The sequence below is a fragment of the Vreelandella sp. 162(4c) genome (assembly GCF_058152265.1).
In genome coordinates this window covers 744,577-769,349 of the sequence record NZ_CM176981.1, presented here as the reverse complement: position 1 = coordinate 769,349, position 24,773 = coordinate 744,577, and the positions used below count along the sequence as shown (strand labels likewise).

Genomic DNA, 24,773 nt, shown 5'->3' with positions numbered 1-24,773 from the left:
GACTTGGACGTCAGTTGACCAGCGTGTCAGGCCGCTAGAAAAAGCAGCAGAAAAAGTAGCGTGCCAGTGTAAGTAAGTCGCACCCAATAGCGACTAAACTACACAGAAATGATCGACCTCAGAATGGGACAGCGCCACGGCACTGTCCCATTTTTATTGGCTCTTTTGCTGGCCGATTATTTTCCTTGCCAATTTCTGGGGAGTGATTCTCATGAAAAGACGTCAATTTTTAGGCCTAGCCGGACTAACCGGCGCGGTCGGGGTGATACCTGGACTGTCATTTGGCTTTCCACGGCTTGACCTGGAGGCTGCACCAGGCCTGGAGCCACTGGAGCTTAGTGAAGCCGAATGGCGTGAACGACTCTCCGATGAAGCCTTTGATGTACTCCGAAAGGCAGGCACTGAACCCGCCTTTTCAAGCCCGTTGGACAAGGAGTGGGGGGATGGTGAATACCGCTGCGCTGGCTGCGATCTGTTACTCTTCACCAGTGAAATGAAATATGATTCCGGTACCGGTTGGCCAAGCTTTTTCGAACACGTGGAAGGGCATATGCTGACCGAGCTGGACTTCAAGCTGGTTTGGCCCCGTACCGAATACCACTGCGCCCGCTGCGGTGGCCATCAGGGCCACGTCTTCGAAGATGGCCCCGAACCCACCGGCCTGCGCTGGTGCAACAATGGCGTTGCCTTGCGCTTCGTGCCTGCTGAATCGAGCTAGGCTGCCGAGCGGGGGGAGGATAGAACAATCATTAGGAGTGTTGCGTGAAAGGTTGGCTCCAACAACGATGGACTCGAAAGAAACTCGCCAGCATCCATAACCTGCATGATGTTGAGCGGCTGGCCCGAAAAGTGTTGCCCAGGCCAATTTTTGGCTATATCGACCATGTGGCCGAGGATGGGCGAACCCAGCGAGCCAACCTCACCGCTTTTGATGATTACCGCTTTTTGCCCAAGGCGTTTGTCAACGTCTCGCAGATTGATCTGCACACCGAGCTTTATGGCAAACGCTACACTGTTCCGTTCGGTATCGCCCCCATGGGCATTAGTGCGCTGTCAACTTACCAAGGCGACTTAGTGCTGGCGCGGGCAGCAGCAAAGCGCAACCTGCCCATGGTTATGAGTGGTTCATCGCTGGTGCCCATGGAGGAGGTGGCTAAGGTGGAGGGAGCCGACTGGTTTCAGGCCTACCTGCCCGGTACCCCAGAAGGTATCGAGGCCCTGCTCGAGCGGATCAAGCGAGCCGGCTTCAAGAAGCTGGTGGTAACGCTTGATTACCCGGTGCCGCCCAATCCCGACAATTTCCGCCGTTCGGGGTTTTCATCCCCTCTCGAGCCAACCCTTCGCCTAGCATTTGATGGTCTGATACGGCCTGGTTGGCTATGCAATACCTTCCTGCGCACCTTGTGGAAGCACGGCATGCCGCATTTCGAAAACAACTATGCCGAGCGGGGCGCTCCCGTTATCTCCCGCCAAGCAGCGCGGGACTTTTCGGGGCGACGCCATTTTGACTGGGGTTATCTCGATCTTGTACGGCGCCTGTGGCCCGACACCTTGATCGTCAAAGGGATATTAAACCCGGAAGACGCAGTACGTGCTCAGCAGGCAGGGGTTGATGGCATTATTCTTTCTAATCACGGCGCTCGGCAGTTGGATTGCACCATTTCCCCGCTTCAGGTGCTACCCGAGATCAAGCGTCGCGTTAGTGATATCCCCATTATGATCGACAGCGGTTTCCGGCGCGGCACCGATGTGATCAAAGCGCTGGCATTGGGGGCTGATTTTGTCTTTGTGGGGCGTCCTTTCAACTATGCCGCCGCCTGCGCAGGGCAGGCTGGGGTAGAGCATGTCGCTGATCTTTTGCAGCGTGAAATTGAGCGCAATATGGCTTTGCTAGGGCTGACCAGTCTCTCACAGCTAGACCGCTCCTGCCTCTACCTATCAACAGTGTGATTACGTGCCTCGGCCATGTGCATAACGTGCACATCCCCTTGGAATCCCCACATCCATGTGCATGCGAGATTTAGTAGCGCGTGGTAAGCCTAAGGCGCACCCGCGGAAGCAGCGCGAAGCGGTGCCGGAGTTTGGCTGAAGTGCCATTGGGCGTCGTGCCGACGCCTCCCGCGGGTGCCTACGAACGCTCGCTGAGCTCGCGTTCCTCGTTACCACGCGCTACGGGTACGTGCATCTAACTGATTAAAGCCTAAACCCTTCAACAATATGCTCGGCCAGGCTATCGATAATCGGTGACTGGGTGGCGGAGGTGTGCTGCAAAACGATGGACGCTTCCGGCAGTTCGGGAAACCCTTCTTTTTTACCCAATATCTGCATGTCGGCGGTGACTAAACTGCGCATCCAGGCAGACACTGCCAAGCCCGCCCCCACAACCGCCTGTAACGTCGCCAAGCTCGGGCTGCTGTAAGCGACTCGATAGGCCCGACCTGCGCGATCCAGTGCATTGCAGGCATGACGCCGACAAAAGCAGGGAGCCTCAAACATGGCAAGGGGTACTGGTGTCTGTAAATGTGTGCAATGGCTCTCAGCTGAGACCCACACGGTAGCCTCACGCCTTAAAATGGTGCCAACTTCGTCGCCTATCTCCCGCGTCATAATAATCAGGTCTAGGCTCCCTTGCGGCTGCTGAGAGAGTACCGACGAGGGGGCGCAGTGCACATCCACATCCACCAGCGGCCAGGCTTGGGAGAAGGTTTTCAGAATGCCGGGCAGAAAACGCATCACATAGTCATCCGGCACCCCCAGTCGCACACGGCCCACCATATCCGGCTGGCGCAGCAGCGTCAGCGCTTCTCCCTGCAATGAAAGAATTTTGCGTGCATAACCCAGCAGCGTATGCCCTTCGCTGGTTAACAGCAGCTGGCGATTCTGGCGCACAAACAGTGGGCGCTGAATAACATCCTCTTCCAGCCGCTTGATTTGCATGCTGACGGCTGATTGAGTGCGGTTTACCGTCTGAGCGGCGCGGGTGAAGCCGCCCTGGTCGACAATGGCCACAAAGGTGCGCAGCAGCTCATGATCGATGGTGGGTAGTGTGGCCATGGCTATCAATCTTTTTGATGTTGAATATAAGGAGTATTCGTTGGATTGATTTTAGGCGCTGTTCAATACTTCCTTCAACACTTATTCACCACGCCGCTGCTGGCGGCGAAGGGAGGTTGAAATGGAGCGCTCGCTACACTGCTTGCAGAACCAACAGTGCCAATCTGCTGAGAAGCAACCCAGCATCACCTGGCGGGAAAGAATTTATCGCTGGTACCAATTGCGTCGCGAGCGGGATTCCTTGCGCCATTTGAGCGATGACATGCTGAAAGATATTGGCATCAGCCGCGATGACGTACAGCGCGAGTCACGCCGCCCGTTCTGGGATGACCACGGGTGGCGACGCTGAAGCCGCAAGTCATGCCAGCCGTGGCGCGTTTGTGATACCTTGTTGGCACTAAAAAATGCTGCATGAGTTAGTTGCAATTTATGGATGTCAATCAGCGTATTATTTCCCGCCTGGCCACTGAGCTTGGTGTGCGTCCCGAGCAAGTGTCCGCCACGGTGGAGCTGCTGGATGGCGGCGCCACAGTGCCCTTCATTGCCCGTTACCGTAAAGAAGTCACCGGCGCGCTGGACGATATCCAGCTGCGCCAGTTGGATGAACGGCTTCGCTATCTGCGTGAGTTGGAAGAGCGCCGCGCCGCGGTACTTGTCGCCATTGATGAGCAGGGCAAGCTCGATGCTACGCTGAAAGCCAGCATCGACGCTGCCGAGACCAAGCAACGCTTGGAAGATTTATACCTGCCGTTTAAGAAAAAACGCCGCACCAAAGCGCAAATCGCTCGCGAAGCAGGGCTTGAGCCGCTGGCGGATGCGCTGCTTGCCGATCCAACGCTTAATCCGGAAAGCGAAGCGGAAAACTATCTGCGCCCAGCAGAAGGCGATATTCCTGCCATCGAAGATGCCAAGGCCGCTCTGGATGGCGCCAAGCAGATCTTGATGGAGCGCTTCGCCGAGGATCCCGAGCTCATCGGCCAACTGCGCGAACGGCTGTGGCAAGAGGGCCAGCTCAGCGCCCGTGTGCTGGAGGGTAAGCAGCAGGAGGGCGCCAAGTTCTCCGACTATTTCGAGCACGATGAGAAACTCGCCAAAGCGCCATCACACCGCGCTTTGGCAATGTTCCGGGCGCGTAACGAAGGCGTGTTGAGCCTGTCGATTCGACTGCCCGGCGAAGACGAGGCCCCCATTCACCCCGCCCAGTTGGCGATTGCCAAGCAGTTTGGCATCAGCGACCAGGGCCGCCCGGCGGATAAGTGGTTAGCCGAAGTGGTGCGCTGGACCTGGCGGGTGAAGCTCTATACAGCACTGGAGACCGAGCTGCTGGGCCGCCTGCGCGAACAGGCTGAGCTTACCGCCATTGAAGTGTTTGCGGCCAACCTAAAAGACCTGCTGCTGGCTGCGCCGGCGGGGCAAAAAGTGACGCTGGCTATCGACCCCGGCCAGCGCACCGGCTGTAAGGTCGCGGTGATCGATGCCACTGGGCAATTTGTCGATCACACCACTATCTATCCCCATGCGCCGCAAAACCAGTGGAATGAAGCCTTGAGCGTGCTGGCTAAGCTGGTGAAACAGCACGGCGTCGAGCTGATTGCGGTGGGCAATGGCACCGCCAGCCGTGAAACTGACAAGCTCGCGGGCGAGCTGCTAAAAGCGCTGGCACCAGCGCACCGGTTAAGCAAAGTGATGGTCTCTGAAGCGGGCGCCTCGGTCTACTCCGCCTCTGAATACGCCTCACGGGAAATGCCGGATCTCGATGTCACTGTGCGCGGTGCCGTCTCTATTGGTCGCCGCCTGCAGGATCCGCTGGCCGAACTGGTTAAAATCGAGCCCAAGTCGATTGGCGTAGGCCAATACCAGCACGATGTCTCCCAAGTACAGCTGTCGCGCAGCCTGGAAGTCGTCATTGAGGACTGTGTTAACGCCGTGGGCGTCGACCTCAATACCGCTTCCAGCGCACTGCTTTCACGGGTAGCCGGTCTGAGCGCTGCGCTGGCCGAAAATATCGTTGCTCAGCGTAATGTCAAAGGCGCCTTCAAAAACCGTAAAGAGCTGTTAGAAGTGAGCCGCCTCGGTGCCAAAACCTTCGAGCAGTGCGCGGGTTTCCTGCGTATCCACAATGCCGATAACCCCTTGGATGCCAGCGCCGTTCACCCGGAAGCCTACTCACTGGTGGAACGTATCGCCAAGCAGAGCGGGCGTGAAGTACGCGGCTTGATTGGCGACAGCGCCGCGTTGAAAGCCTTAAAGCCCGCCGATTTTGCCGATGAGCGTTTCGGCGTGCCCACCGTCAGCGATATCCTCAAAGAACTGGATAAACCTGGTCGCGACCCTCGCCCTGAGTTTAAAGCGGCCGAATTCCGCGAAGGTGTCGAAACCCTTAATGACCTCAAGCTTTCCATGGTGCTCGAAGGCACAGTCACCAATGTGACCCACTTCGGCGCTTTTGTGGATATCGGTGTCCATCAGGACGGCCTGGTACATATCTCGGCGCTATCTGATCGCTTTATCGATGACCCCCGCAGCGTGGTGAAAGCAGGTGATATTGTCACCGTTAAAGTGATGAGCATTGATATCCCCCGCAAACGGGTAGGTCTATCGATGCGTTTGGATGACCAGCCTGAGGCTGAAAACGGTGCTAACAGCGGTGCCAATAAGAACAGTGGCTCGCCTAAAGAGCAATACAGTGGTGCTCGTAAACCGGCTCGAAACCAGCGTAACAACGCTAATAAAGCGGAAGCGCCAGAGCCCATGGGTGCGCTTGGAGCTGCGCTATTGAAAGCGCGTGGCGGCAAATAGTCGCGTGTCCTGGAAGCGAAGGTGTCTTGAAAAAACGATCGTTGCCGCCATATCCTGTTTTCTGTTTTTGAATCAGCGATGATGGCGATGCCACCTGACTACACCAAGGCCCGCTCAAGGCGGGCTTTACTGACAAGGAGTGTTCACCTTGCCTGAACCACTCACTGTGCCATCCGCGCTGACCGCGCAAGTCGAGCGCCTGATACCCAGTGCGCGCCTTGGTCGGTTGGGCCGCCTGCGTCGTGGGCTTGAAAAAGAGGGACTGCGGGTCGATGCTACTGGCCACATTGCGCAAACGCCGCACCCGCACGCGCTGGGGTCGAAATTAACCCACCCGCATATCACCACCGACTACTCAGAGTCGCTGTTAGAGTACATCACGCCGGTTTACTCTCAGCCGGGTGAAGCGCTGTGCTTTCTATCTGACCTGCATACTTTTACTTATCATCACCTGCAAAACGAATGGATCTGGCCCGGCAGTATGCCCTCTAGGCTATCCGGCAACGACAGCGTGCCGATTGCCGATTATGGCAGCTCCAACGTGGGCACCATGAAGCATGTTTACCGCAAAGGGTTGGACATGCGTTACGGCCGCATCATGCAGGCGATTGCAGGCGTTCATTACAACGTATCGCTGCCTGATGATATGTGGCACGCCCTACGCGAGTTGGAAAAAGCCACCAATATCCCCTTCAACGACTATCGTTCCACCCGCTATTTCGGCATGATCCGTCACTTCCGCCGCCATAGCTGGTTGTTGCTCTATCTGTTTGGCGCTTCACCGGCCATCGATAAAAGTTTTTTGCCTGAAGGTAAGGTACCCGAAAAACTGCAGTCGCTTAGCGACGACACCTACTTTGCCCCATACGCGACGACTCTGCGGATGTCCGATTTGGGGTATCAAAACAAAGTACAGTCGCAGCTTAAAATCTGTTTTAACTCGCTCTCTAACTACGTTAATACCCTGCGGCACGCCATCTCTTCACCGTGGCCCGACTATGAAAAAATGGGTGTTAACGTGGATGGTGAGTGGCGTCAGTTGAACGCTAATATTCTCCAGATCGAAAACGAGTACTACAGCGACATTCGGCCCAAGCGGGTTGCCAAACACAACGAAACGCCCAGCCAAGCCCTCGAAGCCCGCGGCGTGGAGTATATCGAAGTACGCTGTTTGGATTTAAACCCCTTCGACCCCCTGGGCGTTACTGAAGACCAGATGCGCTTTGTGGACACCTTTTTGATGTGGTGCCTACTCAGCGACAGCCCGTGGATCTCCGACGAAGAGTGTGACCGCTTGGACGACAACCGCCGCTGGGTGGTGGAGCGCGGCCGTGACCCTGAACTCATGCTAATCAACCATGGTGAAACCACCTCGGTGCGTGAGTGGGGCGAACAAATTTTCGCCGAGATGGGCGAAGTTGCCCGCCTGCTGGATGCGGTCGAGGAGGGGAGCCCGCATGCTGATGCGCTGGCAAGCCTTGCACCACGTCTTGCAGACCCTTCGCTAACGCCTTCTGCCCAGGTGCTGGAACGGTTAAAAGCGCACGGCGGATCGTTAAGCGATTTGATGCTTAGCCTGGCCAAAGAGCAGGCCGAGCAGTTAAAAGCCGCGCCGATGCAGCGCAGTCGTGAAGCGCTGCTTGCTCAGCTGATTGAGACCTCGCACCAGCAGCAGCACGATATTGAAGCCGCTGATAAAGAGACCTTCGAAGAGTTCTTGCAGGCCTATTTCACTAAAGCTCGTGAGTCCCGCGCCATGTCGGCGCTGCCATCTGAGGTTAGACAATGATTCTGCACTCCTTTCGCTCGGCCGCCCTGGCTGGTTTAGCCTTCTGCGTTTTAATGATGGCGGTAGCCCTGGGGCTTGAGCACATCGGCGGATATGAACCTTGCCCGCTGTGTATCTTTCAGCGCGTCGCGGTGATCGCCGCGGGTATCGTATTCGCAATAGCTGCTATCCATAGTCCCGCCGGGCGTGTGGGCAAAGTGATTTACGGGCTGCTGTCGCTGGCTGCTGTTGGAACAGGTGCCTTTATCGCCGGGCGTCACGTTTGGCTGCAGGGCTTGCCTGCCGATGAAGTCCCTTCCTGCGGTCCTGGGCTTGGCTACATGATAGATATCCTGCCATTGCAGGACGTGGTGGCCATGGTGTTAACCGGTTCTGGCGAGTGCGCCAATATCGATTTCTCGTTGCTCGGCCTATCACTGCCCGCCTGGACGCTAATCGGATTTGCCATTCTGGCAATCGCACCGCTGCGTATGCTGTTGATGAAAAGTCGGGGTTAGTAGGGCGTCAGCGATAAGGAGACGTACATGCTTTATCAACATTTTGCGACTCAAGAAGAGATCGATCGCGCCTACGACCCGATGATGGGTCGTGACCCGGCGGTGTTGGTAAAGGATTGGCGTGAGCGCAGTGAAGCATCAAGAGTTAACCACTGCACAACGCTCGATCTGCCTTATGGCCCAACGCTTGCGGAACGCATGGATATCTTTCATGCCGATGCACCTGATACCGATAGCCCAAAAGCGCCGGTGCATGTGTTTTTCCACGGCGGCTACTGGCGATCGCTGAGTCATCGTGAATTTAGCTTTATCGTTGACGACTTGGTGAAAGCCGGTATCACCGTCGCGGTGGTCAACTACGCTCTCTGCCCGCAGGTACGCTTTAGCGAGCTGGTGCGGCAGAGCCAAGCAGCGGTGGCCTACGTTTATCGCCATGCCGCTGAATTGGGCGTTGATCCGGAGCAGCTGAGTATTTCGGGGCACTCGGCAGGTGGGCATCTATGCGCGATGCTGATGTCGACGGACTGGGAGGGCACTTTTGGCTTACCCAACCAACTGATTCGCGGCGCGCTCTGCATCAGCGGTTTATACGACCTGCAACCCTTTCCCTGGTCGTGGCTGCAGCCCAAGCTTCAGCTAAGCGGGCGCGACGTGCAGGAGTTCAGCCCCATATGGCTGCCATGCCGAGTACCTGCGCCTATAAAGCTGGTAGCAGGGGGCCTGGAGTCAGAAGAGTTCGAGCGCCAGATGAGCAGCTATGCTGAGCACTTGAGCCAGCAAGGCCAAATAGTGACTCAGCAGCTACTTCCCAACGTAGACCACTTCTCGATTCTTGAGAACTATCTTAACGATGGCTGCTTCGTTGAGTGGATTAAAGGGTTTCACGCTAGCCTGGATTTCTCATAGTACCTCAGCCAGTACCGCACTCAGGCTGTAACACCGCTAAACACCTACTGGCTCGACTTACATCGGCTACTTTTTAACCACTTTCCGTCCTTCAGACACACTTCCCCCTTTCCCCCATTGCGTCGGGCCGGGGGCGCCCGAGCAGTCAGTTCGGCACCAACCGCCTGACCAGATCGGATAGCGCCGTTTTATAGGGGTAGCTGTCACTCATCAACACCCGGATGCGGCGCGTATTGCGGAGGATGACCGCGCCTACTTTGATGAGCTTGAGCCTCAGGTTGCTTGGACTCATGCGCGCGAAGGGCGTGTGCTTCAGGTAAGTCCGTAACCGCTCGAACAGCGTATAAGCGAAGCCCGACAAGATCAGCCGCCACTGATTGGCCCACCAGTGCGTGCTGGAGGTCCGGTCAGCAAACAGGCTCAGTTGTTGATCCTTGATCCGGTTCTCCATGTCACCCCGGGCACAGTACTGCTCGTAGTAAAGCTTGAAGCCGTCATCGTAACGAGAGCTGATGATAAACCGGGGATTAGAGCCTAACTCACCTTCTTCTAGGCGGGCCACCACCCAGCGTGGGTATTTCCAGGAGCGGGCTTGATACTGGAAGCGGAACGTCCCCGCTACTTTCCCTCCCACCTGCCATTGGGTCTTGCGCACCAGCATCATGGGGACGTCCACTTCCTTGAGCAGCCGGCTGTTCTTTGCGATTCCCACGATGTAGTCGACGTGATGCCGATCACACCAGTTCAGCATCCGGGGACGACAAAAGTGGCTATCACCTCGTAACACGATGCGCGTATCGGGCCAGTATTGACGGATAAAGCGTACCAGTAAGGCGAGGATCGCCCAGCTATGGCGGCTGTCGCTGCGGTCACTGGTGCGCAGATAGCTCACCAGTAAGTGGCGCCCACAGAAGACATACAGTGGGAAGTAGCAGTGGTGATCGTAATAACGGTTAAAGAACTTGCCGGGTTGCTCGCCATGCACGGGGATGTCGGTGCCATCAAAGTCCAGCACGATCTCCTTGGGTGGTTCGTCATGCTGTTCAATGAAGTGATGCCACAGCAACTCATGGGCCTTCACTATTGCTTGCCGATCGGCGTTCTGCTCCACCCGGCACAGCGTCGACTTGCCTGCCAGCGTATCCTCTTCACCGAGCGCTGTCTGAAGGGCCTGATCATAGCGCAGGGCCTCATGGTCGTTGAAATCTTCATAGCCAGCGGCGACACCGAACACCCGCTGACGAACCAACGTGTCGAGCTTATGACGAACCTGTTCCGGTGAGCGGGGATCATGAAGCACGGCGGCCAAGCGGCGTGTTAGGCGATGCTGTTTATCGACTTCACGAAGCAGGAGTAATCCGGCGTCCGACGTAATGTGGCCCCCGGAGAAGTCGGCTTCAATTTGGCGGCGAGAGAGTGGCGAGAAGGTCAGCTTTTCAGGTACCATTTTGGAAGCGGCTGTTGGTGTTGGTTTTTGGTGTAAGGCCCTGAAACGTTAACACTTTCAGCCGCTTTCTTTTATACCCTGTGAGAAATCCGGGCTAGCGTTAAGATATGATTAAAAACTAACGAAGCTTCTCAATAAAGGATCGAAATCAGCCTGAAGCGGGGGTCTTTCGCCATGGCCGGAAAATGTTCCCGACAATTCCGGCATTTCCGCCATCCATGGCGGTCAGATGGCGAAAGTAGCGCCCAGGGATGGGTTCACAGCGCCCCCGCGGAAGGTTGTTTCGATCCGGTGCACCTCTTTGTACTCTACTAGAGGCACTTTTGATTATCTTTAATGAGCTGGAATCACCGCCGTCGCTTCGATTTCTACCTTGGCCTGATCCTCAACCAGCCCCGCCACCTGAACCATCGTCATCGCCGGAAAATGTTTACCCAGCACCTCACGGTAGGCGGTGCCCACCTCCTTAAGCCGCGCCAGATACTCCTGCTTGTCCGTCACATACCAGGTCAACCGCACGATATGCTCCGGGCCTGCGTTCGCCTCTTTTAAGATCGCTACGATATTCTGCAGCGCCTGATTCACTTGAACGACAAAGTCATCGCTTTCAAATACCTGGTCGGCATTCCAACCAATCTGCCCACCTACAAACACACTCTGGCCTGAAGCCAGCACGCCGTTAGCGTAGCCCACCGCTGCTTTCCAATGCGAAGGGTGAAGAAGCTGATGAAAGTTGGCGTCACTCATTATGGCTATCCTTATAGGTTTTCGACGGTAAAGTGCTGGCGCATAGCCTCTGTCCAGGGCATTGGCTGACCGCTATTTAGATCCACATATACAAGGGTTGAACGACTGGTTAGACGTTTCTGATCACCGCAGTAAGCGATAATCTGAAGGGTAAGGCTGCTACGCCCAACGGCTTGAACCGCTAATTCAAAGGTGAGTCGTTCGCCTAACCGGCTCGGCGCATGAAACTGGGTGTCGATAGCGGCGGTGGGAACCCCGGTGCCGCTCTCCACATGCAGTTGGTTAAAGTCACGCTGAACGACCTCCTCAAACCAATCCTCCACCACGGAGTTAATCATCTCGAAATAGCGGGGGTAAAAAACGATACCCGCCGGATCACAGTGCTGGAAACGAACTTTTCGCTGGGTAGTAAACGCCACTGTTTTCTCCTCCCTACACGCCCAGATAACGGTCACGCACAGTGCTGTCCAGCGCTGCGGGTTTGCCATCCCACACGGTGCAGCCTTTTTCCAGGATGGTGCAGCGGTCAGCAATGGGTAGAATTTCGCTTAATGACTTATCCACCAGCAGCGTGGCTTGACCTTGCTCCTTGAGCAGCCGAATCGCCCGCCAGATCTCCTGACGAATCACCGGCGCCAATCCTTCAGTGGCTTCATCTAGCACCAGCAAACGCGGATTGGTCATCAGCGCCCGGCCAATAGCCAGCATCTGCTGCTCACCGCCGGAGAGGGTCTTGGCCATTTGCGCGCGGCGCTCCTCCAAGCGCGGAAACAGCGTTTCTACTTTCTCCAGTGTCCACTCGCCCGGGCGGGCGGTCACCAATAGGTTTTCGCGCACCGACAAATTAGGGAAACAGCGGCGCCCCTCCGGCACCAAGCCAAGCCCCGCTTTAGCGATACGAAAAGCGGGTAAGCGGCGTATGTTCTGGGATTCAAACTCAATCGTGCCACGGCTGGCCGGAGTCAGACCGAATATCGAGCGAATGGTGGTGGTTTTACCCATACCGTTGCGCCCCATTAGGGCGACCATCTCACCGGCGTTAACGTCAAGGCTAACGCCAAATAACGCCTGAGAGGGCCCATAAAACGTTTCAATATCAGCAACCTTAAGCATCAGAATCCCCCAGGTAGGCTTCACGGACGCGGGGATCCTGCCTAATAGTGTGGCTATCCCCATGGGCGATAACGCTCCCGGATACCAACACAGAGATACGATCAGCCAGACGAAATACCGCCTCCATATCGTGCTCGATCAGCAGGATAGGCACTTCCAGCTTAAGCGCCTCCAGCAGCTCGGTCAGCTTCGCCGACCCTTCTGGACCCAAGCCTGCCATGGGTTCGTCCAGCAGCAGTGCGCGAGGTTTGAGCGCCAGAGCGCAAGCCACCTCAACCTGGCGGCGTTCCCCGTGGGAAAGTTCGAATACCGGCGTCCAGGCGCGGTGACTAAGCTGCATACGCGCCAGTGCTTCATAGGCTGGTTCAAGCAGTTGCCGATCGCGAGCAACGGGCTTCCAGAACCGAAAACTGTGACTCTGCAGCGCTTGAACTCCCATCATCACATTGCGCATCACCGATAGCGGCTCCGCCAGCGAGGAGACCTGAAAGCTACGCCCCAGGCCCAGGCGCGCCCGCTGAGCGATACTCATGCTCGTGATCTCACTGCCTGCTAAGTAAACACTCCCTTCATCAGGGCGTATATTCCCCGCGATTTGGCCAATCAGGGTCGATTTCCCCGCGCCGTTGGGGCCAATCAAGGCGTGAATCTCCCCGGGTCTAAGATCCAACGAAACATCGCTGGTCGCCTGTAGTGCGCCAAAGCGCTTATGCAGGTTTTGTAGTGAAAGAACCACATCACTCATTGCGTTCCCTCCCGGCCAGCCAACCCATCACACCATGTTTGGCAAATAGCACCACCCCAAGCAGTACTAACCCGAGGAAAAGCTGCCAATATTGGGTGACTCCCCCCAGAAAGGTTTCCATCATCACGAACAGCACCGCACCGGCTAACGGGCCGTAAAGGCGCCCCACGCCGCCCAAAATGACGATGACCATCAGTTCGCCGGAGAAGTGCCAACTCAACATTGTCGGGCTAACAAAGCCATTCAGATCCGCATAAAGCGCACCAGCAAGCCCGGTAATCGCGGCAGAAATCACAAACGCCACCAAGCGAATGGGGTAGGGGCTGATCCCGGCAGTGGCAAGGCGTACATCGTTAAGCCGTGCCATGGTCAAGGCAGCACCAAAGCGCGATTTCATCATTCGTGAGGTAATTGCCATCGCTAACACAAGCCCGGTGAAGCAGATCAGGAAATAGGTGAGTGCATCGCTGCTATCGAGCATGTTGTTATTGAACAGGGGCAGGGTGTTGCGAATATAAATAGGCAGACCATCCTCACCGCCATAGGTCGGCCAGGAGTTGGCAAAGTAGTAAATCATCTGCGCAAAGGCGAGGGTGATCATAATGAAATAGACCCCCGTGGTACGCAGTGAGATAGCGCCGATGACCAGCGCTAGCAGCCCGCACAGCAACATAGCGGCGAGCCATATCACCAGTAAATTGTCGCTGCCCGGCACGCTGAAAGGCCACGTCATAAATGGGGTCATATCAAAAGCGTGATAAGCACTGATGCCTGCCACATAGCCACCTAGGCCGAAATAGGCCGCGTGGCCAAAGCTCACCATGCCCCCATAGCCAATGGCCAGGTTAAGGCCAACGGCCGCCATGGCAATAATGGTGATACGCGAGGCCAGATTGACATAATAAATATGGCCCAAGAAATAGGCTGCTACAGGCAGTAACAGCAGTAGCCCGAGCAGGGCCATCTGAACCAGCCCTTTGCGGTCAAAAGGTCTATCCGCTTCGGGCGCTAGCGCAGCGTTCTTGGACAAGGAAGTGGTATTAGTCATGGGCAGAGAACAGTCCCTTAGGCTTGAACGCGAGAATGACGGCCATGAGGATATATATCAGCATCGCGGCCAACGCCGAACCGACGCCGGTCGCCTCAGACGGCGGCATAAACGCTTGAAAGAAGATGGGCAGATAGACCCGACCCAAGGTGTCGACAATACCCACCAGCAGGGCACCAAGTAGCGCGCCTTTAATTGAGCCGATACCGCCAATGACGATTACGACAAACGCTAAAATCAGCACTGGCTCGCCCATACCCACCTGTACAGATTGCAATGCGCCTACTAAAGCGCCGGCTAAACCCGCTAACGCCGCCCCTAAGGCAAACACCAAGGTATAGAGTTTTGAAATATTGACCCCCAGCGCACCAATCATTTCGCGATCGCTTTCACCTGCCCGAATGCGCATACCGAGTCGAGTTCGCGAGATAAGCAAGTAAAGGGCAATCGAAATAGCGATACCCACCCCAATCAGCATCAGCCGATAGATGGGGTAGCGGGTATCACCTGGCAGGGTGACAAACCCCGTCAGCCAAGAAGGAGGACTCAACCATAACGGTGAAGAGCCGAAGATCCAGCGCGTGCCCTCCGAAAAAATCAGTATTAGTGCAAAGGTTGCCAATACCTGATCAAGATGAGGACGGTGGTAAAGTCGGCGTATCACCAACAGTTCTACCAGTGCACCTACCAGGGCGGCCGCGGTCATCCCAGCAGCCAGTCCAATCAGAAAAGAGCCCGTTGAGGCAGTCACCGCTGCCGTGGCGTAGGCGCCCACCATATAAAAAGAACCGTGGGCAAGATTGATCAGCCCCATCACCCCAAACACCAAGGTGAGGCCGCTGGCCATCAAAAACAGCATCGTGCCGAGCTGCACGCCGTTCAGTAATTGCTCTATCAGCAGAGTAACGGACACGTTGGGTATCCTTAGCGCAGGTAAAGAGAAAAGGCTGGGCGGCTACACCCAGCCGAGGCGAGCTTACATCTGGCACTGCTCGTAATAGACGTCTTGGATATCTTCGATTGCGACACCGATCAGGCGATTGGTGGGCTCGCCATCGTCACCCTCCACGACTTCACGCACGTAAATATCCTGGATTGGGTGCTGGTTCGGGCCGAAGCGGAACTCACCGCGTACGCTGTCAAAGTCAGCGGCCCGCAGTGCTTCGCGGAAGGCGTCTTTGTCATCGGGGTGGGCAGTTTCAAGCGCGCTAAGAATCAGGTTGGCGGTGTCGTAACCTTGTGCCGCGTACAACGTTGGCGTGCGGTCATAGGCTTCCCGGAAGCCCTCAACAAAGCGATCGTTGGCCTCGTTTTCCAGGTCATATGCCCATAGCGAGGTGTTGCGTGCGCCAATCGCCGCACTGCCTACCGCTTTGATGAGGATTTCATCAAACGAGAAGGCGGCGCCAAAGATCGGCATATCGACACCGGAGCTTTCCCACTGCTTCATAAACGAGATGCCCATACCGCCGGGTAAGAAGAAGAACAAGCTGTCGGCATCGCTATCGCGAATCTGGGCAATTTCAGCTGCGTAGTCGGTCTGGCCCATTTGGGTGTAAAGCTCGCCAACGACCTCACCCTCGTAAAGGTGTTTGAAGCCTGCCAGCGCATCGGTGCCAGCAGGGTAGTTGGGCGCCATGATGATCGGGCGCTCATACCCCTCTTCGCGCATATACGCACCCATGGCGCCGTGCAAGTTGTCGTTCTGATACGCCACGTTGAAGTAGTTCTCGTGGCACATGCGCCCTGCTAAATCGGAGGGCCCGGCATTAGGTGACAGGTAGAAGGTGCCCTGGCGTACCACCGAAGGAACGACCGCCATTGCCAAGTTTGACCAGATAATGCCGGTAAGAATATCGACCTCATCACGCTGCATAAACTCATTGGCCAGCGTACGCGCCAAGTCGGGGCGTCTCGCATCATCCTGAATCAGCACTTCCACGTCGTCGCGGCCCGACTGCTCAAGGGCCAGCATAAAGCCATCGCGAACGTCCACGCCCAGGTGCGAACCGCCGCCTGAGAGGGTGGTGATCATGCCAATTTTAACGTCATCAGCGTGAGCAGTGGTTACCAGGCTGGAGGAGAGCAGTAAGCCAAGGCCAAAGCGGGATATCATTTTCATGGATCATTCCTCATTTTTTAATCGTTTATTGCTTAGAGGGTCATGCGTTGGTGTTGGTGCTATTGATGTTAGTGCTATTCACATTGATGCCAGGAGAGCCAGCACTCGGGTAATGTTCCTGGCTCAGCCGAAAGCGCTGAACCTTACCCGTGGATGTTTTAGGTAGTGCCTCGATAAATCGTATGGAGCGAGGGTACTTATACGGCGCGATGGTCTGCTTCACGAAGTCCTGCAACATTTGCTGACATTCTTCATCTTGCTGAAAACCATCGTTTAGAACAACAAAAGCCTCGACAATTTGGCCACGCTCCTGGCTAGGGGCACCTATCACTGCGCACTCTTTCACGGCGGGGTGGGCCAGCAGGGCTGCTTCCACCTCGGGGCCTGCGATGTTATAGCCCGCCGAGACGATCATATCGTCGTTGCGAGCGGCGAAGTGGAAGTAGCCCTCCTCGTCCTGGTAAAACGCATCACCGGTGATATTCCAGCCCGCCTTTACATACTTTTGCTGGCGCTTGTCGGCCAGGTAGCGGCAGCCGGTAGGGCCGCGCACGGCCAGTTTGCCGACCGTGCCGCGAGGGACATCATTCATCTCGTCATCAACGATTCGTGCCTCGTAACCGGTCACCGGTTTGCCGGTGCAGCTGGGGCGATGGTCATCCAGGTGATTAGAGATAAAGATATGCAGCATTTCAGTTGCGCCGATGCCGTCGAGAATCGGTGTGCCGGTTTGCTTGATCCAGTCATGATAAATCGGTGCGGGCAGGGTTTCGCCAGCGGAAACCGCCACGCGCAGACTGCTCAAATCCTCATGGCGAGTAGGTGCTGAGAGCATCGCCCGGTAGGCTGTTGGTGCGGTGAAGACCACCGTGGCCTGATACTCGCGGATAATGTCCATCATATTGGGCGGGGAGGCGTGTTCGAGTAGCACGGCGGTGGCGCCGAAGCGCAGCGGGAAAATGGCCAGCCCGCCCAGGCCAAAGGTAAATGCCAGCGGCGGCGAACCGACGAACACGTCCTCCGGCGTTACCTGTAGGACTTCCTTGGCGTAGCCGTCGGCAATGACCAGCAGGTCGCGGTGAAAGTGCATGGTGGCTTTGGGTGAGCCGGTAGTGCCAGAGGTAAACCCCAGCAGCGCCACATCGTCGGCGGCGGTATCCACCGCTTCAAAGGTGGCGGGTTTGCCCAGCGCTAACCGGTCAAGCTCGGCGTCGTGGTTAGCCGTGCCATCAAAGCCAACCACACGTTTGAGTACCGGGCTGTGTTGTTGGCACTCAACCAGTTCATCGAGCAGGCGGGTATCGCACAGGGCTAGGCTGATTTCCGCTTTATCGATTACCTGGCATAGCTCTTTGGTGCGTAGCATCGGCATGGTGTTGACCACCACGGCCCCCGCCTTGGTGGCGGCCAGCCAACAGGCCACCATGGCCGGGTTGTTGGCGGAACGGATCAATACCCGCTGGCCGGGAACCATGCCCAGGTCTTCGACCAGCACGTGGGCAAGGCGGTTGGTCCACTCAGTGAGCTCTTGATAGGTGCGACGACGGCCGTTGCCCGCTAAGGCAATTCGTTCACCGTGACCCTGGTCGAGCAGCCGATCGCAGAGCTCAACGCCCACGTTAAGTCGTTGGGGATAATGGTAGCCCGCGAGCAGGAACTCAGGCTGGCAATCAGTGGGTGGCAGGTTATCCCGCGCAAAAGTATCAGCATGGGCCGACTGGATGTACATGACCAACCTCCGTATTTGGTGTCGTTGTTTATTCCTGCCCAAGCCATATAGGAATCAGATCCTTCTCAGATGGTGGTCTGCACCTCTTTGGTCTCGAGAGCAGGCTTCCGCGAGGGCGCTGTGAACCCTTCCTTGGGCGCTACTTTTGACATCTGACCGCCATGGATGGCGGGAATGGCGGATTTGTCGGGAACATTTTCCGGCCCTGTCAAAAGACCCTCGCTTCAACCTGCTCTCTTCTCCCGTTAACGGAGATATTCAAAGACGTCATTTCCAACTGTGATGGCCCTGGGGCAGGGATACGGTGTCTGGCGTTGTGTTTTATTGTTTTTGAGAGCTACTGTACGGTTTTTTGCTATTCACTCTTCCGCGAGCATGCTGCGGGCAATGACTACTTTTTGTACATCTGAAGCGCCTTCATAAATTCGCAGCGCGCGGATTTCCCGGTAGAGACTTTCGATAATATGGCCTTTGCGAACGCCGTCGCCGCCGTGAAGCTGTACTGCCTGGTCAATCACCTGCTGGGCCTGGTCGGTGGCAAATAGCTTGGCCATTGCCGCTTCACGGGTCACCCGCTCAGCGCCTTGATCTTTCGTCCAGGCAGCGCGGTAAACCAGCAGGGCGGAGGCATCCACGTTTAGCGCCATATCAGCCAAGTGGCCCTGCACCATCTGTAAGTCGGAGAGGGTGGCGCCAAACAGCTCCCGGGAGCGGCTGCGGGAGAGCGACTCTTCCAGTGCCCGGCGGGCGAAGCCGAGGGCTGCCGCACCTACCGTGGAGCGGAAAACGTCCAGCACCGACATGGCAATCCGAAAGCCTTGACCAGGCTGGCCAATCAGCGCACTGGCAGGCAGCACCATATCGTTGAAGCCCAGCCGTGCCAGCGGGTGAGGTGCCACAGACTCCAGGCGTTCACGAATTTCCAGCCCTGGGGTGTCGGCAGGCACTAAAAAGGCTGAAAGCCCTTTAGCGCCGGGCCCTTCACCGGTGCGGGCAAAGACCGTGTAGATATCGGCAATGCCGCCGTTAGAGATCCAGGTCTTTTCGCCATTCAACCGGTAGCTATCGCCGTCACGCTCGGCGGTGGTATCCAGTTGGGCCACATCAGACCCCGAGCGGGGCTCGCTCAGGGCAAACGCAGAAATGGCTTCACCCCGGCGGGTTTTATCCAGCCATTGCTTCTGTTCATCGCTGCCGTATAGGCTGATCGCACCGGTTCCCAGCCCCTGCATGGCAAACGAAAAATCGGCCAGGCCATCATGGCGGGCCAGGGTTTCACGGATTAGGCACAGGCTGCGCACATCGATATGCTCGCCCGCAGTGCCTTCCAGAAACCCAGCTTTGCCTAAATCGCGTACCAGTTGAATGCAGGTCGCATCCACATCGCTGTGGTCGCGGGGTAGTTCAGTGCGGCACCACGCTTCGAGCTGCTCGGAAAGTTCGCGGTGTCTGGCCTCGAAAAAGGGCCACGCTAGAAAGCTCTTGTCGCTCATCAGTCCCCCTTGAACTCAGGTTTTTGCTTGGCTACGAAGGCGTGGTAGGCGCGCTCGAAATCGTTGGTCTGCATGCAGATCGCCTGGGCCTGGGCTTCCGATTCGATGGCCTGCTCCAGGCTCATCGACCACTCCTGGTTTAGCTGGGTTTTGGTAATGCTGTGGCCGAAGGTGGGGCCCTGAGCCAGGCGGGTGGCGTAAGCAATGGCGTCTTCTTCCAGGGAGTCTGGTTCGATCACTCGGTTGTAAAAGCCCCACTGGAGGCCTTCCTCGGCACTCATGCTACGGCCGCTGTAGAGCAGGTCGGCGGCGCGGCCTTGGCCGATAATGCGCGGCAGAATGGCGCAGGCGCCCATGTCACAGCCCGCCAGGCCCACCCGGGTAAACAGAAACGCCGTGCTGGCGCGGGGGGTGGCAAAACGAATATCCGAGGACATAGCAATAATCGCCCCCGCGCCAACGCAGATGCCGTCGACGGCGGCAATGATCGGTTTGCCGCAGTTCAGCATGGCCTTGACCAGATCCCCGGTCATGCGGGTGAACTCGAGCAGTCCCTTCATATCCTTGCCCACTAGGGGGCCGATGATTTCATGTACGTCGCCGCCGGAGCAGAAGTTATCGCCGTTAGAGGTAAACACCACGGCATGCACATCGGATGCATAGGCCAAGTCACGAAAGGTATCGCGCAGCTCGGCGTAGCTCTCGAATGTCAGCGGGTTCTTGCGCTCTGGGCGATTCAACCGGATAACGGCGACATCACCACTCATTTCCCAAATAAAGTGCTCGGGGGCCAGGTCAGCCATGCTCTTCATATTCTTGTTCTCGCCTGTCAGTGATTAATCGGAGTCGCCGTCGTTAAGATAAGGAGGCATCGTGAGGAGCAGCCGGTAAACGATGCAGCAACTCGCCTATGTGGTGGGCGTCCTCTTCAGTCACACCCTCAAATAGCGCATTGATCCAGAGTTCATGCTCAACGGCCATGGCCCTGAAGCTTTCGCGGCCAGCGCTGGTCAGGCAGACCCGCGTGGCGCGCCGGTCGCCCTCAATAGCAATACGTTCCACGGCGCCATCCTCCACCAAGCGGTCAATAATGCCGGTGACGTTGCCGTTGGAAACCCGCAGCCGCTTGGAGAGCTCGTTCATTTTCAGGCCCTCCTCAGCGGCATATAGCGCGGCCATCACATCAAAACGCGGCAGTGTAGAGTCGTGCTCGGTGCGCAGGCGTTCGCGCAGCTCGGACTCCACCTGACGGGTAACCCGCAGCATGCGCAGCCATAAGCGCAGGCGCTCCTTGCTTAAGCTTTCTGCCGTCATACCTCTCCTCCTGAGATTGATATCGCCTGGCCGTTTATTGCGCCACTGTTAGGCCCGCATAGCCATAGGGCCGTCGCGGTGACTTCTGCGGGAGTGACTAAGCGACCGGTGGGGTTGGTCGATTGAAAGTGCGCGGTGGCCTGTTCGGCTGACTGGCCGGTTTTGGTCACAATATTCTCCACGCTGGCGGCCAGTAACGGCGTATCGGTAAAACCCGGGCAGAGCGCATTAACGGTCATATCTCGGGTGGCGGTTTCAGCCGCCAGTGAACGCACCAGCCCCACCACGCCGTGTTTGGCCGCGCAGTAAGCGCCCACATAGGCGTAGCCTTTCAGGCCCGCGGTGGAGGCAACGGCGATAAGGCGCCCGCCGTCGTTCAACTGTTTCAAGCCCTCGCGCAGGGTCAGAAACACCCCGCTAAGGTTTACATTCAACATGCGCTGCCACTGCTCAAACGAGGTCTTGGCAAACGGCGCGCTCTCTGCCGCCCCGGCGTTGGCGATAACGATATCCACACTGCCGATTTTCTCGAATAGCGCCACCATGGCGGCTTCGTCGGTGACATCGACCACGGCGGTACGAATGCCATCATGCTGCTCGGCAACGGCTTGAAGGGCTGCCTCACGGCGGCCAGTAATGGTGACTTCGGCGCCTTCTTTGGCAAAGGCCAGGGCCATATCCGCACCGATACCGCTGCCGCCGCCGGTAATCACCGCCCGCTTGCCTGCCAGGCTGTTCGCTGCCGAGTTTCTATCGGATTGGCTCATACCCAGCCCTCGCCACGTTCAGCCAAGCGCTGTAGCTGATCGGCCCCTGCCCGGTAGGGCGCTGGCCACTCCACCTCACTGTCACCCAGTCCCGCGGCCACGTGCAGCAGCCAGTAAGGGTCGGCGAGATGAGGGCGGGCGATACAGACTAAGTCGGCGCGTCCAGCCATCAGAATCGAGTTCACATGGTCGGCCTGATAGATATTGCCCACCGCCATGGTGGCGATAGGCGTCTCGTTACGTATCCGGTCAGAGAAGGGCGTTTGGAACATACGTCCATAGACCGGCTTTGCCTGGGTCGCGGTTTGTCCGGCAGAGACATCGACAATATCCACCTCCGCATCGCGCAACCGTTTGGCGATCTCCACCGCATCGTCGGGGGTTATGCCTTCATCGCCGCACCAGTCGTTGGCAGAAATACGCACCGAAAGCGGCTTATGGGCAGGCCAAACCCGGCGCACGGCGTTGATCACTTCAAGCGGGTAGCGCAGCCGGTTATCCAGCGAGCCTCCGTACTCATCGTCACGATGGTTGGTTAATGGCGTGATAAACGAAGAGAGCAGGTAGCCGTGGGCGGCGTGGACCTCGATCATGTCAAAACCCGCGCGATCGGCCATCTGCGCCGCACTGACAAACTCATCGCGCACCCGATCCATATCGTCGCGATCCATTGCCTTGGGCACTTGGTTACGCGCTGACCAGGGCTGTGCTGAAGCTGCCAATATTGGCCAATTGCCATTCGCAAGCGGGGCATCCATCTCTTGCCAGCCCAACTGGGTAGAGCCTTTTGCTCCTGAATGGCCGATTTGGGCGCACAGCTTGGCCTTGGTTTCGGCGTGTACGAAATCACAAAGACGCTTCCACGCTGCTTCGTGCTCCGGGGCGTATAAACCTGGGCACCCTGGGGTAATTCGCCCTGTGGGGCTGACGCAAGTCATCTCGGTATACACCAGGCCTGCGCCACCTTTGGCGCGCTCGGCATAGTGGCTAAAGTGCCAATCGGTAGGGCAGCCATCGACGGCTTTGTACTGCGCCATGGGAGAGACCACCACGCGATTAACCAGCGTCATATCGCGCAGTTGATAAGGGGCAAACATCGGCGCGCGAGCACTGCCAGGGTTGCCCGCCTGGGTTTGGAACCAGCGCTCTGCACTTTCTAGCCATTGTGGGTCGCGTACCCGCAGGTTTTCGTGACTGATGCGCTGGGAGCGGGTCAATAGCGAGTAGTTGAACTGCACCGGGTCGAGATCCAGGTAGCGCTCCACCTGCTCAAACCACTCGGTGGAGTTGCGCGCGGCTGACTGTAGGCGCAGCACTTCGAAGCGGCGATCCTCTTCATAGCGAGCAACGGCAGCTGCCATGCTGCTTTCGCTGTGCAAGTAGTTGGCCAGCGCGATGGCGCTCTCCAGAGCGAGCTTGGAGCCGGAGCCAATTGAAAAGTGTGCGGTGGCGGCGGCGTCACCCATCAAAACTACGTTCTCATAGCTCCAGCGCTCGCAAAGTACCCGTGGAAAGTTGATCCAGGCGGAGCCGCGTATATGGTTGGCATTGGTCATCAGCGCGTGGCCGTCGAGATGCTTGGCAAAGATGCGCTCGCAGACTGCAATCGACTCCTGCTGGCTCATTTCGCCAAAGCCAAACGCCCGCCAGGTGGCCTCACTGCACTCGACAATAAAGGTCGCCGTATCCTTATCAAACTGATAAGCGTGGGCCCACACCCAGCCATGCTCGGTCTTCTCGAAAATAAAGGTGAAAGCATCGTTGAAGGTTTGATGGGTACCCAGCCAAACGAACTTGCACGCTCGTACATCAATGTCGGGCTTGAAGTGATCGGCGTAGGTTTGGCGGGTGCGGGAGTTAAGGCCATCGGCGGCCAAGACCAAGTCATACTCACGCCGGTACTGCTCAATGGAGGCTTCTGTTATATCGGTTTCAAAGCGCATCTCAACGCCGAGTTCTCGCGCGCGCTCCTGTAACAGAATCAGCAGTTGGCGGCGGCCAATGCCGCAAAATCCGTGGCCTGTAGAGACGGTTTTGGTGCCTTTATGAACGACCGCAATATCGTCCCAATAGGCGAAATGCTCACGAATGCGCTCTGCACTGACCGGGTCGTTGGCCGCCAGGTTGTCGAGGGTTTCGTCTGACAGCACCACGCCCCAGCCGAAGGTGTCGTCTGCACGGTTGCGCTCAATCACCACGATCTCATGGGAGGGATCGTGTAGCTTCATGCTGATAGCGAAATAGAGGCCAGCAGGCCCTCCACCCAGGCAGGCGATTCTCATTTTTATTCTCCACGGGAAAACACACTCTTTTCTGAAGATAGGAGAGTGCTCTATAAAATTCAAGTATAAACTTTTTAAGCTTAAAGTATTTTCTCGTGAGTAGGCGTGCGAGCGTTTAAAGCCCTCATGCGGCTGTGCTCGCAATGGTGGCCGGAAGATGAGAGCATAAATAGAAGCAGGAATATGGCAGGAGCTGCCGCTTGAGAGCGCTGGTTATCAGCCATAGAAGAAAGCGTTATGGGCAGTGAACTTTTAGTACCATGGAAACCGTACTTGCTGGGATTGACAGAGGTAGTGGGAGGCGCGACTCTAAGCCTATTATTTGATCTGAGCGTTTGATAGTAGTTATTAATAGCAGTTAAAGGTGACTTTAAGGAGAAAGCCCCATGCTCGAAGATTGCAAAAATGCCCTGGAGCGCTGGGGAGGCGTGCATTCCCTGATTGACCGCTGGCTGGATCAGCGCCGTCAGCTATTGATCAGTTTTATTGAGCTAAAAGAAGCGTGTGATGCTGAATTGGAAGCAGTGAGTAAAGCGCCTATCGATACGTTTAGTGAAAAGCTGATGGATTACATCAGCGCCGGGCACTTTGAGATTTACCCCCAGCTCTCGGAAGAGGCACGGGCCTTTGGCGATGAGGGCGCGCTCGTTATCGCGGAGAAGTTGCTCGAGCGTTTAGAAATGTCCACCGAGATGGTGTTGGAATTCGATACCGATTTTGGCTCCACGCTCAGCTGCGAGCAAAATATCGCCCGCCTACCTGCCTGGATCGACCGCTTAGCCCGCGGCCTTACCGAACGCTTCGCGCTGGAAGACCAGTTGATCGCGCGCTTGCACGCCGCCCATAGCCCGCAGCACACCAAAGCCCCTGCTTAAGTAAGACCCTCTATTAAACAGGCGCCGCCATGCGGCGCTTTTGCTC

At 56.8% G+C, this 24,773-nt stretch carries 23 protein-coding genes; 8 read left to right on the top strand and 15 right to left on the bottom strand.

From position 1 onward, the window contains the following. Positions 1 to 211: 211 nt before the first annotated feature. Together msrB and AC4EYZ_RS03460 are read left to right on the top strand one after the other, a co-directional pair. Positions 212 to 718: a peptide-methionine (R)-S-oxide reductase MsrB gene (gene msrB, locus AC4EYZ_RS03465; protein WP_022519711.1), complete on the top strand. Its 507-nt coding sequence runs from the start codon at positions 212 to 214 to the stop codon at positions 716 to 718. A gap of 44 nt (positions 719 to 762) precedes the next feature. Then, positions 763 to 1,950 carry an alpha-hydroxy acid oxidase gene (locus tag AC4EYZ_RS03460; protein WP_230806105.1) on the top strand — a complete coding sequence of 396 codons (1,188 nt, stop codon included), beginning with the start codon at positions 763 to 765 and terminating at the stop codon, positions 1,948 to 1,950. 243 nt (positions 1,951 to 2,193) lie between these two features. On the opposite strand, the gene AC4EYZ_RS03455 is transcribed toward AC4EYZ_RS03460, so the two are convergent. Next, positions 2,194 to 3,054 carry a LysR substrate-binding domain-containing protein gene (locus tag AC4EYZ_RS03455; protein WP_039860607.1) on the bottom strand — a complete coding sequence of 287 codons (861 nt, stop codon included), beginning with the start codon at positions 3,052 to 3,054 and terminating at the stop codon, positions 2,194 to 2,196. A 121-nt stretch (positions 3,055 to 3,175) separates the two neighbouring features. Between AC4EYZ_RS03455 and AC4EYZ_RS03450 the strand changes: the two genes are divergently transcribed. From AC4EYZ_RS03450 to AC4EYZ_RS03430, 5 genes are all read left to right on the top strand, one after another. After that, positions 3,176 to 3,403, top strand: a complete 228-nt coding sequence (locus AC4EYZ_RS03450; RefSeq protein ID WP_027958820.1) for a DUF1127 domain-containing protein — start codon at positions 3,176 to 3,178, stop codon at positions 3,401 to 3,403. An 80-nt stretch (positions 3,404 to 3,483) separates the two neighbouring features. Next, the gene (locus AC4EYZ_RS03445; protein WP_400674941.1) at positions 3,484 to 5,853 is read left to right on the top strand and encodes a Tex family protein; all 2,370 of its coding nucleotides are present in this window, start codon (positions 3,484 to 3,486) and stop codon (positions 5,851 to 5,853) included. 148 nt (positions 5,854 to 6,001) lie between these two features. Further along, entirely contained in the window at positions 6,002 to 7,642 is a 1,641-nt protein-coding gene (gene gshA, locus AC4EYZ_RS03440; RefSeq protein WP_027958822.1) for a glutamate--cysteine ligase, read from the top strand. Then, entirely contained in the window at positions 7,639 to 8,139 is a 501-nt protein-coding gene (locus AC4EYZ_RS03435) for a disulfide bond formation protein B (protein ID WP_009288479.1), read from the top strand. Before gshA ends, AC4EYZ_RS03435 begins: the two co-directional genes overlap by 4 nt. 27 nt (positions 8,140 to 8,166) lie before the next feature. Beyond that, entirely contained in the window at positions 8,167 to 9,045 is an 879-nt protein-coding gene (locus AC4EYZ_RS03430) for an alpha/beta hydrolase (RefSeq protein ID WP_474191986.1), read from the top strand. 145 nt (positions 9,046 to 9,190) lie between these two features. On the opposite strand, the gene AC4EYZ_RS03425 is transcribed toward AC4EYZ_RS03430, so the two are convergent. The 14 genes from AC4EYZ_RS03425 to AC4EYZ_RS03360 all read right to left on the bottom strand — a co-directional run bounded on the left by AC4EYZ_RS03425 (position 9,191) and on the right by AC4EYZ_RS03360 (position 23,852). Further along, a complete protein-coding gene (locus tag AC4EYZ_RS03425) occupies positions 9,191 to 10,492 on the bottom strand; it encodes an IS1380 family transposase (protein ID WP_179917458.1) in 1,302 nt (433 codons plus the stop codon). A gap of 333 nt (positions 10,493 to 10,825) precedes the next feature. Continuing rightward, positions 10,826 to 11,239 carry a Rid family hydrolase gene (locus tag AC4EYZ_RS03420; protein WP_161463852.1) on the bottom strand — a complete coding sequence of 138 codons (414 nt, stop codon included), beginning with the start codon at positions 11,237 to 11,239 and terminating at the stop codon, positions 10,826 to 10,828. Positions 11,240 to 11,250: 11 nt separating this feature from the next. Next, positions 11,251 to 11,658 carry an acyl-CoA thioesterase gene (locus AC4EYZ_RS03415; protein ID WP_022519702.1) on the bottom strand — a complete coding sequence of 136 codons (408 nt, stop codon included), beginning with the start codon at positions 11,656 to 11,658 and terminating at the stop codon, positions 11,251 to 11,253. A gap of 13 nt (positions 11,659 to 11,671) precedes the next feature. Further along, on the bottom strand, positions 11,672 to 12,352 hold the full coding sequence (locus AC4EYZ_RS03410) for an ABC transporter ATP-binding protein (protein WP_035538356.1): 681 nt from the start codon (positions 12,350 to 12,352) through the stop codon (positions 11,672 to 11,674). After that, positions 12,345 to 13,097: an ABC transporter ATP-binding protein gene (locus AC4EYZ_RS03405; protein ID WP_041157925.1), complete on the bottom strand. Its 753-nt coding sequence runs from the start codon at positions 13,095 to 13,097 to the stop codon at positions 12,345 to 12,347. Before AC4EYZ_RS03405 ends, AC4EYZ_RS03410 begins: the two co-directional genes overlap by 8 nt. After that, entirely contained in the window at positions 13,090 to 14,145 is a 1,056-nt protein-coding gene (locus AC4EYZ_RS03400) for a branched-chain amino acid ABC transporter permease (RefSeq protein WP_022519699.1), read from the bottom strand. Before AC4EYZ_RS03400 ends, AC4EYZ_RS03405 begins: the two co-directional genes overlap by 8 nt. After that, entirely contained in the window at positions 14,138 to 15,058 is a 921-nt protein-coding gene (locus AC4EYZ_RS03395) for a branched-chain amino acid ABC transporter permease (protein ID WP_009288482.1), read from the bottom strand. Before AC4EYZ_RS03395 ends, AC4EYZ_RS03400 begins: the two co-directional genes overlap by 8 nt. Positions 15,059 to 15,121: 63 nt before the next feature. Next, the gene (locus AC4EYZ_RS03390) at positions 15,122 to 16,267 is read right to left on the bottom strand and encodes an ABC transporter substrate-binding protein (protein ID WP_009288483.1); all 1,146 of its coding nucleotides are present in this window, start codon (positions 16,265 to 16,267) and stop codon (positions 15,122 to 15,124) included. 40 nt (positions 16,268 to 16,307) lie between these two features. Next, on the bottom strand, positions 16,308 to 17,996 hold the full coding sequence (locus AC4EYZ_RS03385) for a benzoate-CoA ligase family protein (RefSeq protein WP_141441409.1): 1,689 nt from the start codon (positions 17,994 to 17,996) through the stop codon (positions 16,308 to 16,310). Positions 17,997 to 18,355: 359 nt separating this feature from the next. Next, positions 18,356 to 19,489 carry an acyl-CoA dehydrogenase family protein gene (locus AC4EYZ_RS03380; RefSeq protein ID WP_490204123.1) on the bottom strand — a complete coding sequence of 378 codons (1,134 nt, stop codon included), beginning with the start codon at positions 19,487 to 19,489 and terminating at the stop codon, positions 18,356 to 18,358. Further along, positions 19,489 to 20,301, bottom strand: a complete 813-nt coding sequence (locus tag AC4EYZ_RS03375) for an enoyl-CoA hydratase family protein (RefSeq protein ID WP_490204122.1) — start codon at positions 20,299 to 20,301, stop codon at positions 19,489 to 19,491. The genes AC4EYZ_RS03380 and AC4EYZ_RS03375 overlap by 1 nt, the downstream gene beginning before the upstream one ends. Positions 20,302 to 20,344: 43 nt before the next feature. Further along, a complete protein-coding gene (locus AC4EYZ_RS03370) occupies positions 20,345 to 20,803 on the bottom strand; it encodes a MarR family winged helix-turn-helix transcriptional regulator (RefSeq protein WP_443603845.1) in 459 nt (152 codons plus the stop codon). Continuing rightward, positions 20,800 to 21,570 (bottom strand): SDR family NAD(P)-dependent oxidoreductase, encoded by a 771-nt coding sequence (locus AC4EYZ_RS03365; RefSeq protein WP_490204121.1) that lies wholly within the window; start codon positions 21,568 to 21,570, stop codon positions 20,800 to 20,802. Before AC4EYZ_RS03365 ends, AC4EYZ_RS03370 begins: the two co-directional genes overlap by 4 nt. After that, a complete protein-coding gene (locus AC4EYZ_RS03360; protein WP_490204120.1) occupies positions 21,567 to 23,852 on the bottom strand; it encodes a bifunctional salicylyl-CoA 5-hydroxylase/oxidoreductase in 2,286 nt (761 codons plus the stop codon). Before AC4EYZ_RS03360 ends, AC4EYZ_RS03365 begins: the two co-directional genes overlap by 4 nt. 386 nt (positions 23,853 to 24,238) lie before the next feature. Here AC4EYZ_RS03360 and rsd point away from each other — a divergent pair, with 386 nt between their 5' ends. Continuing rightward, a complete protein-coding gene (gene rsd, locus AC4EYZ_RS03355) occupies positions 24,239 to 24,727 on the top strand; it encodes a sigma D regulator (protein WP_490204119.1) in 489 nt (162 codons plus the stop codon). Positions 24,728 to 24,773: the final 46 nt, after the last annotated feature.

What these genes read in the sequence shown, in the direction of transcription:
- AC4EYZ_RS03390 (WP_009288483.1), bottom strand. Translation starts at nt 16,267, where the DNA reads ATGAAAATGATATCCCGCTTTGGCCTTGGCTTACTGCTCTCCTCCAGC.
- AC4EYZ_RS03365 (WP_490204121.1), bottom strand. Translation starts at nt 21,570, where the DNA reads ATGAGCCAATCCGATAGAAACTCGGCAGCGAACAGCCTGGCAGGCAAG.
- rsd (WP_490204119.1), top strand. Translation starts at nt 24,239, where the DNA reads ATGCTCGAAGATTGCAAAAATGCCCTGGAGCGCTGGGGAGGCGTGCAT.
- AC4EYZ_RS03405 (WP_041157925.1), bottom strand. Translation starts at nt 13,097, where the DNA reads ATGAGTGATGTGGTTCTTTCACTACAAAACCTGCATAAGCGCTTTGGC.
- AC4EYZ_RS03420 (WP_161463852.1), bottom strand. Translation starts at nt 11,239, where the DNA reads ATGAGTGACGCCAACTTTCATCAGCTTCTTCACCCTTCGCATTGGAAA.
- AC4EYZ_RS03370 (WP_443603845.1), bottom strand. Translation starts at nt 20,803, where the DNA reads ATGACGGCAGAAAGCTTAAGCAAGGAGCGCCTGCGCTTATGGCTGCGC.
- AC4EYZ_RS03385 (WP_141441409.1), bottom strand. Translation starts at nt 17,996, where the DNA reads ATGTACATCCAGTCGGCCCATGCTGATACTTTTGCGCGGGATAACCTG.
- AC4EYZ_RS03445 (WP_400674941.1), top strand. Translation starts at nt 3,484, where the DNA reads ATGGATGTCAATCAGCGTATTATTTCCCGCCTGGCCACTGAGCTTGGT.
- AC4EYZ_RS03425 (WP_179917458.1), bottom strand. Translation starts at nt 10,492, where the DNA reads ATGGTACCTGAAAAGCTGACCTTCTCGCCACTCTCTCGCCGCCAAATT.
- AC4EYZ_RS03450 (WP_027958820.1), top strand. Translation starts at nt 3,176, where the DNA reads ATGGAGCGCTCGCTACACTGCTTGCAGAACCAACAGTGCCAATCTGCT.
- AC4EYZ_RS03410 (WP_035538356.1), bottom strand. Translation starts at nt 12,352, where the DNA reads ATGCTTAAGGTTGCTGATATTGAAACGTTTTATGGGCCCTCTCAGGCG.
- AC4EYZ_RS03375 (WP_490204122.1), bottom strand. Translation starts at nt 20,301, where the DNA reads ATGAAGAGCATGGCTGACCTGGCCCCCGAGCACTTTATTTGGGAAATG.
- msrB (WP_022519711.1), top strand. Translation starts at nt 212, where the DNA reads ATGAAAAGACGTCAATTTTTAGGCCTAGCCGGACTAACCGGCGCGGTC.
- AC4EYZ_RS03455 (WP_039860607.1), bottom strand. Translation starts at nt 3,054, where the DNA reads ATGGCCACACTACCCACCATCGATCATGAGCTGCTGCGCACCTTTGTG.
- AC4EYZ_RS03380 (WP_490204123.1), bottom strand. Translation starts at nt 19,489, where the DNA reads ATGAGCGACAAGAGCTTTCTAGCGTGGCCCTTTTTCGAGGCCAGACAC.
- AC4EYZ_RS03360 (WP_490204120.1), bottom strand. Translation starts at nt 23,852, where the DNA reads ATGAGAATCGCCTGCCTGGGTGGAGGGCCTGCTGGCCTCTATTTCGCT.
- AC4EYZ_RS03435 (WP_009288479.1), top strand. Translation starts at nt 7,639, where the DNA reads ATGATTCTGCACTCCTTTCGCTCGGCCGCCCTGGCTGGTTTAGCCTTC.
- AC4EYZ_RS03430 (WP_474191986.1), top strand. Translation starts at nt 8,167, where the DNA reads ATGCTTTATCAACATTTTGCGACTCAAGAAGAGATCGATCGCGCCTAC.
- AC4EYZ_RS03400 (WP_022519699.1), bottom strand. Translation starts at nt 14,145, where the DNA reads ATGACTAATACCACTTCCTTGTCCAAGAACGCTGCGCTAGCGCCCGAA.